This window comes from Bradyrhizobium sp. LB14.3, assembly GCF_040547985.1.
Lineage (GTDB): Bacteria > Pseudomonadota > Alphaproteobacteria > Rhizobiales > Xanthobacteraceae > Bradyrhizobium.
In genome coordinates, this window is sequence record NZ_JBEPQT010000007.1 from 40,620 (window position 1) to 54,612 (window position 13,993).

At 64.3% G+C, this 13,993-nt stretch carries 11 protein-coding genes; 2 read left to right on the plus strand and 9 right to left on the minus strand.

Features of this window, described 5'->3' with window-relative positions; genetic code table 11:
• Positions 1-2: 2 nt before the first annotated feature.
• A complete protein-coding gene (locus tag ABIB00_RS15940) occupies positions 3-902 on the minus strand; it encodes a LysR family transcriptional regulator (protein ID WP_247348281.1) in 900 nt (299 codons plus the stop codon).
• A 155-nt stretch (positions 903-1,057) separates the two neighbouring features.
• Here ABIB00_RS15940 and ABIB00_RS15945 point away from each other — a divergent pair, with 155 nt between their 5' ends.
• Complete coding sequence (locus ABIB00_RS15945; RefSeq protein ID WP_247348280.1) at positions 1,058-1,375, plus strand: antibiotic biosynthesis monooxygenase family protein; 318 nt, start codon at positions 1,058-1,060, stop codon at positions 1,373-1,375.
• A gap of 25 nt (positions 1,376-1,400) precedes the next feature.
• Here the strand turns inward: ABIB00_RS15945 and ABIB00_RS15950 are convergent, their stop codons facing one another.
• The 3 genes from ABIB00_RS15950 to ABIB00_RS15960 form a co-directional block, all read right to left on the minus strand.
• Positions 1,401-2,480: an isocitrate/isopropylmalate dehydrogenase family protein gene (locus ABIB00_RS15950; protein ID WP_247348278.1), complete on the minus strand. Its 1,080-nt coding sequence runs from the start codon at positions 2,478-2,480 to the stop codon at positions 1,401-1,403.
• Between the two features lie 134 nt (positions 2,481-2,614).
• Positions 2,615-3,682 (minus strand): alcohol dehydrogenase, encoded by a 1,068-nt coding sequence (locus ABIB00_RS15955; protein ID WP_247441280.1) that lies wholly within the window; start codon positions 3,680-3,682, stop codon positions 2,615-2,617.
• Positions 3,683-3,860: 178 nt separating this feature from the next.
• On the minus strand, positions 3,861-5,063 hold the full coding sequence (locus ABIB00_RS15960) for a CaiB/BaiF CoA transferase family protein (protein WP_354104999.1): 1,203 nt from the start codon (positions 5,061-5,063) through the stop codon (positions 3,861-3,863).
• Between the two features lie 192 nt (positions 5,064-5,255).
• Here ABIB00_RS15960 and glgA point away from each other — a divergent pair, with 192 nt between their 5' ends.
• On the plus strand, positions 5,256-6,671 hold the full coding sequence (gene glgA / locus ABIB00_RS15965) for a glycogen synthase GlgA (RefSeq protein ID WP_354105000.1): 1,416 nt from the start codon (positions 5,256-5,258) through the stop codon (positions 6,669-6,671).
• A 133-nt stretch (positions 6,672-6,804) separates the two neighbouring features.
• On the opposite strand, the gene ABIB00_RS15970 is transcribed toward glgA, so the two are convergent.
• The 5 genes from ABIB00_RS15970 to ABIB00_RS15990 form a co-directional block, all read right to left on the minus strand.
• Entirely contained in the window at positions 6,805-7,749 is a 945-nt protein-coding gene (locus ABIB00_RS15970) for an oxygenase MpaB family protein (protein ID WP_354105001.1), read from the minus strand.
• Positions 7,750-7,862: 113 nt separating this feature from the next.
• On the minus strand, positions 7,863-9,176 hold the full coding sequence (locus tag ABIB00_RS15975) for an MFS transporter (RefSeq protein ID WP_354105002.1): 1,314 nt from the start codon (positions 9,174-9,176) through the stop codon (positions 7,863-7,865).
• Positions 9,177-9,199: 23 nt separating this feature from the next.
• A complete protein-coding gene (locus ABIB00_RS15980; RefSeq protein WP_354105003.1) occupies positions 9,200-9,721 on the minus strand; it encodes a PRC-barrel domain-containing protein in 522 nt (173 codons plus the stop codon).
• 21 nt (positions 9,722-9,742) lie between these two features.
• A complete protein-coding gene (locus tag ABIB00_RS15985) occupies positions 9,743-11,947 on the minus strand; it encodes an amylo-alpha-1,6-glucosidase (protein WP_354105004.1) in 2,205 nt (734 codons plus the stop codon).
• A gap of 53 nt (positions 11,948-12,000) precedes the next feature.
• Entirely contained in the window at positions 12,001-13,764 is a 1,764-nt protein-coding gene (locus ABIB00_RS15990) for an ABC transporter ATP-binding protein (RefSeq protein ID WP_354105005.1), read from the minus strand.
• Between the last annotated feature and the right edge of the window lie 229 nt (positions 13,765-13,993).

Consider the following 13,993-nt stretch of genomic DNA (forward strand, 5'->3'; position numbering starts at 1 on the left):
CCTCATACGGCCCGAGCGGTCCGCACTTGCCGGTGACCCGCCAACCGGGAGCTCTGCAACATCTCCTTCAAGGCCTGAATGTTCGCGGAGCCCGCTTCCCTGCGCCAGATGAGCACAGTCCACGCCCGATTCTCCGTTCGTCCCAACGGGTGGACGCTCAACAGCCTTCTGTCCGGAAAAGTGGTCAGAACGCTTTTGGGGATCAGCGCGACGCCCATGCCCGCAACGACACAGCCCAGCATGGCGTGATACGACGCCAGCTCGATCATGCGCACCGGCATTTCGTTTCGCCTTGCGTACCAGTCTTCAAGCCGCTTGCGATGCGGGCATCCGTGTTCGAAGACGATGATGGTACGTGGCAGGCTGCTGCCTTTCTTGACGATCGGCGGATGATTGGCAGCCGCAATAATCACCAACTCCTCCTCGAAGGCGAGCACCTTCTCAAAGGGCTCATCGGCGATGGGTTCGGCAACAAGGGCTGCATCGAGATCGCCGGCGAGAATGGCGCTCGCGAGAACCTGCGGATTGCCGGTGCGAAGCTCCAGAACGACCCCTGGATGCCGTCTGTGGTATTCGCTGAGCAGTCCCGGCAGCCTGACAGCGGCCGTGCTTTCCATCGCGCCGAGGCGGAACGTTCCGCGGGGTTTTGCGTCTTGCAGGGCATCGCGTGTTTCATCCGCGAGCGCGAGCAAGCGATTGGCGTAGCCAAGCAGCACTTGCCCCTGGGGCGCCAGATGAAGACGCTTACCCTCTCGAATGAAGAGGGCCACGCCGAGATCCTCTTCCAACTGCCGGATACGGGTCGTCACATTGGACTGAACGCGATGCAGCCGCTCGGCCGCGCGGGTCACGCCGCCTTCGCGCACGACAGCGATGAATATCCGCAGATCCGACAGATCCATACATCTCTCAGTGTGATCAATTAGATCATAATTATTCATTATATGTGATTACACGCCTCAGGTAAAGGTCGTGGCACGGACGACAGCGCTGCCGACCAGGCGGCTACCGCCGCAAAGGCGGCGAACAAAGCTCGTTCCACACAGGAGCCTATCTGATGATCGTCACTGTATTTCGCACTCGAATGAATCCCGGCGTGCAGGATGAATATGGGCCGATGGCAAAACGCATGAGCGAACTTGCGCGAACAATACCTGGCTACATCTCGCACAAGGGTTTTGTTGCGGACGATGGAGAGCGAGTGACGATCGTCGAATTCGAGACCGAGGAAGCACTTCATCGTTGGCGGATCGATCCGGAGCACGCCCAGGCGAAACGGCGTGGGGTCGAGGCCTTCTTCAGCGAATTCAAGTTCCAGATTTGCAGCGTCGTTCGGGAGCGAATGTGGACCGCAAAGGCAATCCGCGGCGCTTGAACTGGCTATCGAAATCGGCGCGAGCCTACAGCGCCGCGAGCACCGCCTTCGTGATGTCGGCGGTGCCGTTGCGGCCACCAAATTCCATCGGCTTGATGCCGTCGGCATAAACCTTGTCCACCGCACGCTCGATTTTCTCACCGGCTTCCGCCGCGCCCTCGACGCCGTGCTTGTCGGCGAGCCAGTCCAGCATCATCGCGGCCGACAGGATCATGCCGGTGGGATTGGCCTTGCCCTGCCCCATGATATCAGGCGCGGTGCCGTGGCAGGGCTGGAACACGGCATATTTGTCGCCGATGTCGGCCGACGGCGCCATGCCGAGCCCGCCGATCAGGCTCGCGGTGATGTCGGAGACGATGTCGCCGAACATGTTCTCCATCACCATCACGTCGAAATCCCAGGGGCGCTTCACCAGCATCGCCGAGCAGGCATCGACATAGAGCCTATCGGTCTTCACCTCGGGATGACGCTTCTCGATCTCATCGAAAATGCCGCGGAAGAAGGCAAAGGCCTTGAACACGTTCGCCTTGTCGACGCAGGTCAGCATCCCGGGCTTGCCGCGCGCCTTGCGCCGCTCGGCGAGGCGAAACGAGAACTCGAACAGGCGCTCGGACGTCCTGCGCGTGATCACCATGGTCTCGCGGGCGTCCTCATGGGTGACGACGCCCTTGCCCATCGAGGCGAACAGGCCCTCGGTGGACTCCCTGATCACGACGAGATCGATGCCGCGCTGGTCGGCGCCGACGATCGGGCTCGACACGCCCGGAATGAGCCGCGCCGGACGCACGCCGGCATAGAGATCGAAGATGAAGCGCAGCTCGATCTGCGGCGCGATCTCGGTGTTGTCGGGATAGCGCACCGACGGCAGGCCGCAGGCCCCAAGCAGGATCGCGTCCGCCTCCTCGCACAGCTTGATCGTGGTGTCGGGCATCGACTTGCCGGTGGCGAGGTAATGATTGGCGCCCGCCGGCGCTTCGGTGAAGCGGAAGCTCAAGCCGGACTTCGTCTCGATCTTGCGCAGGACTTCGATGGCCGGCGCCATCACTTCGGGACCGATGCCGTCACCGGCGAGCACGGCAATGTGGAAGGCGTTGTTTGCGGACATCGGATTTCCTGCGCGAAAATTAAGTGAGGCCGTCATTGCGAGGAGCTTTTGCGACGAAGCAATCCAGAAATGCATCCGTGGAGGCAGTCTGGATTGCTTCGCTTCGCTCGCAATGACGGAGGATAGAGCCTTCGCTACGGCGTCAGCACCGTGCGCCCGACGACCGCGCCCTGCTGCAACTGCACCAGCGCGTCGTTGGCTTTGTTGAGTGGCTGCCGCGTCACCGGGATCGGCGCTACGTTCTTCGTTCGCACCAGGTCGAGCAGCTCCTGCGTCTCGCGCAGGTTTCCGACATAACTGCCCTGGATAGTCACTGCCTTGATCGGAATCAGCGGCAGCGCCCAGGTCGCGCCGCCGCCGAACAGGCCGACGATGACGAGCTTGCCGCCCTTGGTCAGGCAATCGAAGCCCAGCTGCGTGGTGGCGGCGTTGCCAACGAGATCGAGCACGGCGCGGATCGGACCACCGGCCTTCTTGGCAAGCTGCTCCAGCGCGTCGGGCGCCTTGGGATCGACGGTCGCGAGCGCGCCGGCTTTCTCCGCGGCTTCGCGTTTCTTCGCATCGATGTCCACCATGATCGCGCCCTTGCCGCCCATCGCCTTCAAGAGCGACAGCGCCATCAGGCCAAGCCCGCCTGCACCGAACATCACGATCGGCGTGTCAAAGTGCTGCTCGATCTTCTTCAGCGCGCTGTAGGTCGTGACACCCGAGCAGGCATAGGGTGCAGCCGACGCGGGATCGAGCCCTCTGAGATTGAGCAAATAGCGTGGATGCGGCACCAGCATGTGATCGGAATAACCACCGTCGCAATAAACGCCGAGTGAGCGCGGCGTCAGGCACATGTTCTCGTCACCGCCGAGGCAGGTGGCGCATTTGCCGCAGCCGATCCAGGGATAGACCAGGCCCACGTCGCCAAGCTTGAGATCGCCCTGGTCGGTCGGCTTCACGTCCGGACCGAAGGCGAGAATTTCACCGACCGTCTCGTGCCCCATGGTCAGCGGCAAATTGATGCCGCGATCCTTCAGCGACAGCGGCTTGCGGCCGTGGCCGAGATCGTAGCCGCCTTCCCAGATGTGGAGGTCGCTATGGCAGACGCCGGCGGCCTTCACCTTGATCAGAACCTGCGTGCCGGACGGCTGCGGCGTCGCCTCGTCGAACTCCTGCAGCGGCGCCTTGAAATCGGCAACCTTGAAACTCTTCATCGGCGTCCTCCCGGATAGTTTTCTTGTCGTCGCCACCATGGCATGGGCGGCAGGACGAGACAAACTCGGACCTGTCTAGTTTAGGCTGGCGGATGATGGCAAGCCGACCACGCGCAAAGCCGCATTGCTTGCCGCACGATGCTATCCGTCAGACTTGCCGTCGGCTTTGCCGTCAGACTTACCGCCAGACTTGCGCGGCTGTTTTGCCTGACGGAATTGGTCCACCGTCGGTGAGCCCGATCTCCGCCCGCAGCCGGTCCGTGTGCTCGCCAAGCACGGCCATCGTCTTGCCCGGTGTCGTGTCGGCACCGCTCATCCGGAACGGCAGATTGAGGACCTGGAACGAGCCACCTTCGTCCTCCACCGACGAGAGCGCCTCACGATGCGCGATCTGCGGATCGGCCAGTGCTTCGGACACGGTGCGGTAGGCCGAGGCCGGCACGCCGGCCGCACCTAGCGCGACAAGACAGACATCGGTCGAGAGCTGCCGCGACCAAGCCTCGACACCGTCCATCAAGTCGGCCCAATTGTCGCGACGCGCGGCGTAGGTGGCGAAGCGCGGATCGGAGATCCATTCGGGGCGGCCGATCACCCCCATCAGCCCCTGAAACGTCTTCTCGCTGGCAACCGTGATCATGACATACCCGCTCGCCGTCTCGGTCGGCCCGAACATCGGCCGCGGCGGCGGCTTCACGGCGAACTGCGAGTTCTGCAACTCGATCACCGTCAGCGTCAGCATCGATTCCAGCATGGAGACGTCGATGTGCTGGCCGAGCCCAGTCACCGTGCGCTGGTAGAGCGCCGACGCAATCGCGCCAAAACCGTAGGTGCCGGTGACGACGTCGGCGTGGTAGATGCCGCAATAATCCGGGCGGCTGCGGCCGGGCTGGTAGGCGAGATGGGCCATGTCGTAGCCGGAGGCCGCATGGATTACCGGTGCGTAGGCCGGCAGCTCGGCCGACGGGCCGCTCTGGCCGTAGCCGGAGATCGAGCAGTAGATCAGCTTCGGATTGACGGCGCGTATTCTGTCATAGTCGAGCCGCAGCCGGTGCATCACGCCGGGACGAAAGTTCTCGACCAGGATGTCGGCCGTCGCGGCCAGCCGGCGCACCGCCTCCTTGCCGTCCTCGGACTTGAGGTCGAGCACCACGCTCTTCTTGCCGACATTGAGCTGGCCGAACACGGTGCTGCAGCCCTTGCGCAGCGGCGGGCGGGTCCGCATCGTCTCGCCGCCGTCGGTCTCGATCTTGATGACCTCGGCGCCCATGTCGGCGAGCATCCGCCCACAATGGGGACCGGCGATGGTGGTCGAAAAATCCAGGACCCTGAGGCCGGCGAAGGCCTTTGTCGTCGTCCCCTCATGCTTCTCTGATAGCTGCATGCCTGCTCGCGTCCTCGGGTCACTTAGGAACTATCGAAGTTCTCTGTTGTTGGTGCGCCGACCCTAGAGGGCGACGGCTGAGTAGGAAAGTCTTTACCGAACCGATGCGCCGCGCGGGCGGGCCTGGGAATTCCAGGGCAACTGGACCCGTTCTTGCATAGCAGCAACGGGATCGGATGAGGGCAGCTGTTCTTGAGGGTCTTGTTCGTTACGACAGAGATGGACGACTTCGTCCGCGTCGGCGGACTTGGAGCCGTTTCCGCGGCTCTTCCAAGAGCGTTGCGTCCTTTCGCCGATATCCGGGTCATGTTGCCCGGCTATCGCGACATCATCGAACAACTCACGCATATTCAGATCGTTGGCCGCTGTCCGGCATTCGCGGAGATGCCGGCCTGCTCGCTCGGCCGGGCCGCGACCAAGGACGGCCTCCCTGTCTATGTGCTGTTGTGCTCGCAGCTCTACGACCGGCCCGGCAATCCCTACGGCGACGAGTCCGGGCGCGACTGGCCGGACAACGACATCCGCTTCGCGCGCTTGGCCTCGGCCGCCGCTGAGCTTGCCATGGGCAAGCTGGACAAGAATTGGGCAGCAGACCTGATCCATGCCAATGACTGGCAGGCCTCGCTCGTGCCGGCCTACCTGGCCTGGCGCGGCGCCAAGCTGCCGTCGATCCTGACCATCCACAACCTCGCCTATCAGGGGCTTTTCCCGAAAGACTCGCTGCGGCGGATCGGCGTCCCCGAAAGCTCCTTCCATATCGACGGCGTCGAGTTCTACGACCAGCTCTCCTTCCTCAAGGCGGGACTGGTCTATGCTTCGCACCTCACCACCGTCAGCGGTACTTACGCCCGGGAAATCACCACGGACGAATTCGGCTGCGGCCTCGAAGGCCTGCTTCGAGCCCGCTCCGACGCGGCCGAGCTCACCGGCATCCTCAACGGCATCGACGAGAGCTGGGACCCGCGCTCGTGCGCCCAGCTCGCCCAGCAGTTCGGCGCCGGCGACTGGATCGGCAAGAAGGCCAATGCGGATTATGTGCGCAAGCAGTTCGGGCTTGCGGTGTCGCGCGGCCCGATGTTCGGCATCGTCGCCCGGCTCGTGCACCAGAAGGGCATCGACCTCGTGCTGGCGGCGGCCGACGAGATCGTCGATGCCGGCGGGCAGATCGTGGTCACCGGCTCCGGCGAGCCGGCGCTCGAGCAGGCATTGATCGACGCCCATCGCCGGCGGCCCGACGCGATCGGGGTCGTGATCGGCTTCAACGACGCCCAGGCGCGCCGCATCTTCGCCGGCAGCGATTTCACGTTGATGCCGTCGCGCTTCGAGCCGTGCGGGCTCAGCCAGATGTACGCCCAGCGCTTCGGCTCGCTGCCGATCGGCCACCAGACCGGCGGCCTCGCCGAGACCATCACCGACGGCGAAACCGGCTTCCTGTTCTCAAAACCCTCGCACCAATCCTTTCTCGGCGGCGTCCGCCGGGCCTTCCAGGCTTTCATGGCGCACGACCAGCTCGACACCATGCGCCGCAGCGCGATGGGACGGTCGTTCTCCTGGAGCATCTCGGCCGGCAGCTACAACGCGCTGTACCGGAAGCTGGCGGCGGTGTGAGGCCTGCGCTCTCTCGTGCCCCGGACGCGGCGCAGCGTCTCTTCGACGGTGCGCTGCAGAGCCGGGGCCCATGTCGCGCAGCAGTTCGCGGCCCCTGCGTCGCAGCTTGTCCGGGACATGCGGGAGGCGCTTCTTAGCGGCGCTGATCCATCTGCGAGCGGCCGATCCAGGCTCTGTTGAGGCACCGGGTCAACCAGTCGGGCTGCGGCTCGCCGTTTAGCCGCGCTTGCGCTTCCTGGTAAGGACCGACATAGCGCAACCGGTCCGGCAATTTCGGGTAGACCCGCCGGATCCATTTCAGTGCGTTGTCGGCCGACCTGGTGTTGCGCTCGTCGAGCTCAAACCCAAAGCCCGCGCGCAATGGCTCCGGCAGCAAGCTCGCCGTGAGCGCGCGATACCATCGCGGCGGCCGCAACCACGGACGCGCGCCGCAAAAGATCTGCCTCACAATCTCACGCGCGGCCGGACTGACGGTCAGCGTGTTCGACTGCGCCATCGCATTGGTGTAGGCCGCAAAGCCTGACCAGTCCGCGGGCAGGTCGTCCCCCGTCAATCCGAACAAGGCGCCGAACGTCCGGCTCTCGGTCCAGTAGCATTCGCGCTCCTCCGCCGAGAGCGGCGGCAAAACCAGATCGTGCGCCATCAGCGCCGTCTCGACCAGCGTGGCATGAACCCAGCACAGCGACGGGATGTCGTTGGCACAGTAGCGCGAGCCGGCCACGAACGGACCGACGGTCTCGGGCATCTCGCCGACGATCATGCTGTGGCGCCGGTGCAATTGCCGCGACGACAACAGCGCGCGGTCGAGCGAGCCGAACACCATGGCAAAGACGATGTCGAAGGTGCGGTGAAATCGCCCGATCGGATCGGCGAAGGTTTTGGAATGCTCGGCGATGGCGGCGGCGACCCAAGGGTGGGCCAACTGCAGCATCAACGCACGACCGGCGCCGAGAAAGATGACGGCCTCGCGGTCGATCCGCCAGGTCACCGAGGACGGGCCGAACACGCCGGGGACCTGCTCCGGGGCGTTGGCGCGGACTTGATCGAGGGCAAATTCCAGATCGTTCGCGGACACCACTTGCAGGGCCTTTCGATTGCGAGCGAGGACCGACAATCCGCGAGGCCTGTGGCAATTCGATGAACGGCGATGTTCTCACCCGGCCCGATCCTACGACGCCCCGGCTGATTGGTTCAGCCGGCTATTTCTTTTGGCGCAATCATGCCCTTGCGCCGGGTCTCCGGCATCACCATCAGGATCAGCAGAAATCCCGTCGCAGCAATGCTTGCCAGCCCGAGGAAGGCGGTGGCATTGCCAAATTTGTCGCTGACGTAGCCGCCGAGCGCGGTGCTCAGCGATGCACCGATGCCCGTTGCCGTGCCGACGATGCCCTGCGCAAGATTGAAATGGCCGCTGCCGAAGGCGACGTCAGCCACGATCAGCGGGATCATGACTGCGAATACCGCGGCGGTGAAGCCGTCGAACACCTGCACCAGCACCAGCAAATAGGGATCGCGCACGGTGGCGAACAGCAGGCCGCGGATCGCCAGCGCGCCGAACCCGATCAGCAGCAGCGGCCGGCGACCCCACGCTTGCGCCTTGCGTCCGACCGTCGGCGACAGCAACGCCACGATCGCCTGCGGCACGACGATGCAAAAGGCGACCAGCACCGTCGCCCACTGGGCCGATCGCGCCGTCACCGCGCTCGCCATCAGCGGCATCATCGACGCGTTCGCCAGTTGCAACAGCAAGACGCTCAGCGCAAAGACGATGAGCGGACGCTGTCGGATCAAGTGCCAGATATTGGTGTCGCCGCGATCCTTCGCCTCGCGCGGCATTTCGCCGTGGCAGCGCGCGATGTCCACTTCATGCTCGCGGATGCGCGACAGCGCGATCAGAGTGGGGATCGCGAGCAGGAAGGAGACCAGGAACACCGAGCGGCTCGACAGGAGATAGCCGGCCGTGCCCATTACGGCAGCCGCAACACCGTTGCCAAGCGAGGCAAAGCGGGCGTTGCGGCCGAGCCGCTCGCCGATCGCGAACGGTCCGACTAGGCCGAGGCTGATCGCCGCGATCGCCGGCCCGAGCACGCAGCTCGCTGCCGCGTGCAAGGTGGCCGCAGCCACCACCACGGGGAAGATCGGCATCGCCGCATAGGCGAGCGCGCAGCAGCCGATGGTGGCGATGGCGAGGCCCGCGACCAGCCGTTCGGATTTTGCGGCATCGATGATGGCGCCGCCCGGCATCTGTCCGATCAGAGCAACGATGCCGCCGATCGACAGCACCAGGCCGATCTCGACCTGGGTCCATTTTTGCGTTGTGAGGTAAACCGCGATGAAGGGACCGAATCCGGTCTGCACGTCGGCAAGAAAGAAGATGAACCAGTCGAGACCGCGCAGGCTCTGGCGCGACGGTGCCGGAATGCCGGGAGGCAATGGCGCGGCATCGTTGTCGTGCTTAGCGCGGCCCTCGCGATCTGCATGGTTCGGCTTTCTCGACAACAGCACAGGCGGCCATCCCTCCCCGCGCCTCACTGAACCGCTTGCAGCGGTTGCAGGCTGCCGGACGCGCCGAGCACGACCATCGGCGCGTCTTCCTTGTATTCCGGCGCGGCGGCGACCTGCGCCTTGGTCAATTCCAGCGTGATGCTGTCCTTCTTGCTGGCGATCTTGCCGAACCGCAAAGCGTTCCAGTCAACCACGATCTTGCGGCTGCCGACACCGAGGAAGCCGCCGAAATCGATAACTGCAGCGCGGACATGGCCACTGCGATCGACGATGACGTCGACAATGCGACCCATGCCCTCGTTCGCCGCGCTGAGCACGTCACGGCCAAGCACACCATGCGCATCGCTGGCGCCGATGATCGTGACCGACGGCGGTGGCGCGGCATCCTTTGGCGTGACGGGGACCGATGACGCCGGCGGCTGCAGCGTCGGCGGCGCATTCGCTTCAGTTGAAGGCGCGGGCAACTCCTCCGCAGCTCGTGATACGGCGACCGTCAATCCCGCGACGATCGCCACGCTCAGGATCAACCATCCGGCGGTACGCATGCACCCTCCTCCCGCGCGCCGCTAGCGCGCCAATACGATCGAGACCTGGATCTGGCCACGCGTGCGCAACACCTCCAGCGCGACGTCCTCGCCATGGCGGCTGACGCGCAGATCCACGCTGGACTCGCCCAGGAGCAGATCGCGCAAAATCACCTCGTGCAGGAACGCCGGCAGACGCGGATTGCGCAGCCGGATCTCTCCGCGCGCCACATCGAACTCGATGCCCAGCGCCGCCTCCAGCAACGTGAACGCGGTTGCGCTGGCCCAGGCCTGCGGCGCGCAGGCCACCGGATAGAGCGTCGGGCCGCGCCGCTTCTCGCGCCGGAAGCCGCAGAACAATTCGGGTAACCGGCGCAGGTCCATGTAGGTTGCAGCGTCGAACAATCCCTTGAAGACCTGCGCGACCGAATGCTTCAGTCCGTAGCGCGCGAGCCCAAGCGCGATCAGTGCGTTGTCGTGCGGCCAGATCGACCCGTCATGATAGGACATCGGGTTGTAACGCACCTCGCCGACAGCGACGGTGCGGATGCCCCAGCCCGAGTAGAAGTGCGGCCCCATCAGATCGGCGGCGACGAGACGGGCGCGATCTTCACGGATCATGCCGCTGAACAGCACCTGCCCAGCGTTTGAGGTCCGTACCTTGCAGGGCCGCTTCTTGCCGTCGAGCGCGAGCGCATAGGTGCCGAGCTCTTCGCACCAGAACGCGGCCTCGAAGCGCTCGGCCAGCGCCTTGGCCTCGGCTTCGAGCTTTTTGGCGAGATCGGGCTTGCCCAGCCGGAGCGCACAGCGCGCGGCGAGCCGCTTGGCGGCAAAGACGTAACCTTGCACCTCGGCCAGCGCGAGATTGCCTTCCGCAAGCTGGCCATCGGCATGGAAGATCGCGTCGTAGGAATCCTTCCAGCCCTGATTGGCGAGGCCCTTTTCCGTGGCGCGCTGGTATTCGACGAAGCCGTCCTTGTCGGGGTCCCCGGGGCCGTCGATCCAGGCCAGCCCCGCCACGATGGCCGGCCACAACTCGGTCAACGTCTTCTCGTCGCCGGTGCGCTCGAAATAGCTTCCGGCGAGCAGCACGAACAAAGCGGTCGAATCCACGCTGCCGTAATACTGCGCGAACGGCACCTCGCGTAGCGCCGCCATCTCGCCGCCGCGCATCTCATGCAGAATCTTTCCGGGCGCCGCATCGTTCAGCGGATCGACCGCCTTGGCCTGGAAATGCGCGAGCCGCCGCAACACGCCCTTCGCGATGCGCGGGTCGACCCACAGCATTTGCAGAGCCGTAATCAGGCCGTCGCGGCCGAACGTCGTCGAGTACCAGGGAATCCCAGCATAGGGATAGCGGCCCTGCGGCGTCTCCGTCATCAGCATGTTGAGGTCGGCCATGGACTGGCACAGCACCTCGTTGAAGATGTTGTTGGATGTCTCGATGCTGGCGGTCCCCATCGTCGATTGCCGCATCTCGCGGCGGTGGGCGAGCAGCCCCCTGAAAAAGCGCGCCGGCTTCTCCGTGATCGGCCGATTGCAGGACACGGCCACGAACAGCGATTTCGACTGATGCGGATCGAGTTCGAGTTGCCAGGTTGCGGCATTCACCGACAACTTCGTCGGGCGCGGGTCGAAATGCAGGCATGTGGTGCGCTCGGCGTCATCAAGACCGCGGTAGTCGAACAGCACGTCGGTCGGGCCCAACAGCCGGCTCGAGCCAATGCCGCGACGCGGACGCCGCTCGCCGCGAACCTCGAACAGATCGGCGAAATCATTGTCGAACAGCAGGGTCAGCCCGAAATTGGCCGGGCGGTCGCCGTGGTTCTGCACGCCGATGCGCTGATAGGCGGTGCCGCGCCACAGGAAGATCGTGCGCACGATGTGGAGCAGGTCCTTTTGCAGTACGAGGCTGCCCTCCCGGTAGATATCCGGATTGGTGAGATCGACCGTCAGCGCCGAGTTGTCGTCGCGCAGGTTGGATCCCAGCAACAACGGCTGGAGATCGTCGAGCACGAGCTCGAGCCTCGCAAGGTAGCGCGTGTCGTGATGGAACAGGCCGTCGGGCCCGCCGGCCGAGGCGCCGATGTCGCCATGGCTGTCAAGTACGATAAAGGTATCGTCGTGCTTGAGCGAACGCCGTGGCCGCGCCGACGGTCCCGTCATCGGAATATAGAAAGGCTGCTCCGCGACCTGGTCCATGGTCCGCGTCACGGAGATGAATTGAGTAACGGCTTCAGCCGACATCAGCAGCTCCCCTGCGCTTGTTTCGACACGCAACCGACTCGAACGCGACTGGTTTACGCGGCCGCCTGCGAGAGCCGGCTCATTTCCTGCGTGACCAGCGCACGATAGGGCCCGTGGCCTTGCATCAGACGCTCGGGTGAACCGTCCTCGATGATCTTACCATCCTTCAGCACGACCACGCGGTCGAAATTGCGCAACGTCGCGAGGCGATGCGCAATCGCGATGACGGTGCGGCCGCGCATCAGCCGCGACAGCGCCTCGCGGATCGCCTCCTCGGATTCGCTGTCGAGCGCGGCGGTCGCTTCGTCCAGCAGCAGGATCGGCGCGTCCTTCAGGAAGGCGCGCGCAATCGCGATGCGTTGGCGCTGGCCGCCGGACATCTTGACGCCGCGGTCACCGACCATGGTGTCGAGCCCTTCCGGCAGGCTTTCGACAAAATCGCAGCGCGCCGCAATCGCCGCACGGAGCACCTCGTCGTCGGTCGCGTTCGGGCGACCATAGCGGATGTTTTCGCGAATCGAGCGGTGGAACAGCGAGATGTCCTGCGGCACGACCGAAATGGCCTCGCGCAGACTCAGCTGCGTCACCTTGGAAATATCCTGACCGTCGATGGTGAGGCTGCCCTCGTCGGTATCGTAGAAGCGCTGCAGCAGCGTGAACAGCGTCGACTTGCCGCCGCCGGACTGGCCGACCAGCCCGACGCGCTGGCCGGGTTGCAGGCGCAGGCTGAACCGCTCGAAGATCTTCTCGCCGCCGGGATAGCCGAAGGTGACATTATTGTACGCGATCGCGGCGCCGCTCTTCACCAGCGGCTCGGCCTCGGGGTGGTCGCGCAATTCATGCGGCACCAGCAGCGTGGCGATCGCCTCGGTCAGCCGCGCAACGTGCTGGGTGACGTCGACCAGCGCCACCGCGAGATCGCGCGTCGCGTTCAAAATGGAGAGACCGAGGGTGCAGACCAGCACGACGTCGCCGGTGGTCGCCTGGCCATTCTGCCAAAGCATGATCGCCCAGGCCATCAGGGCGATCGTGAGCACGACAGTGATGCCGGCATGGATAAGTCGCAGCTTCTCCAGATAGCGCAGGCTGCGGCCGCGTGCCGTGAGTTCCCGGTTTACCGTCGCGTCGAACCGCTCGTGCTCATGCCCGATACCGCAGAAGGCGCGCACCAGCGGCATGTTGCTGATGACGTCGATCATCTCGCCGTCGACGACGGCGGCCTTGTCGGCGAAGTCGTCATGCAGCGGCTTGCCCGCAGCAGCGAGGCGGAACATCGCCAGCACCATGCCGCCGGCCACCACCATCAGGCCGAGCGCCATGTAAGGACTGACGGTTCCAATCAAAGCGATTGCCGCAACTGTGGCGATGCACGGCGGCAACACATTCCAGACGAACATGTTCTCGACGGTGAACACCGCGTTCGACGTCGCCGTGATGCGGCTCGTCAGCATGCCGGGCATGCGGTCAGAGAAGTAGCTCGGCGCGTGGCCGGTCAGATGACGAAATATGTCACGGCGTAAATCACCCGTGACACGAACGAAGGTGAAGCTCGCCGTCCAGCTCGCGATCCGCCACAGGAAGTTGTCGGCGGCGATCAGCGACATGAGTAAAATGAATGCCAGCCATACGCTGCCACCATGTGAAGTTCCGGCGGTCAGGCTGTCGACGAGAGATTTGACGCCGTACTGCGTGCCTACGGAGCAGGCAACGGCCGCAACGACAGCGGTCAGGATCACGAGATGCGATGCCAGACGACGCCGGAGATAGCGCAAAACAAAGGCGAATGGCCGGCGCGCGTATCCAGAAAGATGATCCATGTGACTATCGACCCCGTCGTGATGTTTTCAATTTTTCTGTTAGTCGACTGAACATCGACCACTTCGCCTCGGTTCCCGGGCAAACCCATCACGACATGCGGATGCGGACGATCTGCGGAGATGTGATGGCAGCACCGCGACGAGCACCCGACGTGTCCAATAAGTAACCTCTGAGGGAAGGAACTTCGCAAGTGCGGGAACGTTCCCCTGACTGGCATTGCCGGTGCCG

Excerpts from the sequence above, each read along its gene's own strand:
- ABIB00_RS15940 (WP_247348281.1), bottom strand. The coding sequence starts at position 902 with ATGGATCTGTCGGATCTGCGGATATTCATCGCTGTCGTGCGCGAAGGC.
- ABIB00_RS15945 (WP_247348280.1), top strand. The coding sequence starts at position 1,058 with ATGATCGTCACTGTATTTCGCACTCGAATGAATCCCGGCGTGCAGGAT.
- ABIB00_RS15950 (WP_247348278.1), bottom strand. The coding sequence starts at position 2,480 with ATGTCCGCAAACAACGCCTTCCACATTGCCGTGCTCGCCGGTGACGGC.
- ABIB00_RS15955 (WP_247441280.1), bottom strand. The coding sequence starts at position 3,682 with ATGAAGAGTTTCAAGGTTGCCGATTTCAAGGCGCCGCTGCAGGAGTTC.
- ABIB00_RS15960 (WP_354104999.1), bottom strand. The coding sequence starts at position 5,063 with ATGCAGCTATCAGAGAAGCATGAGGGGACGACGACAAAGGCCTTCGCC.
- ABIB00_RS15980 (WP_354105003.1), bottom strand. The coding sequence starts at position 9,721 with ATGCGTACCGCCGGATGGTTGATCCTGAGCGTGGCGATCGTCGCGGGA.
- ABIB00_RS15985 (WP_354105004.1), bottom strand. The coding sequence starts at position 11,947 with ATGTCGGCTGAAGCCGTTACTCAATTCATCTCCGTGACGCGGACCATG.
- ABIB00_RS15990 (WP_354105005.1), bottom strand. The coding sequence starts at position 13,764 with ATGGATCATCTTTCTGGATACGCGCGCCGGCCATTCGCCTTTGTTTTG.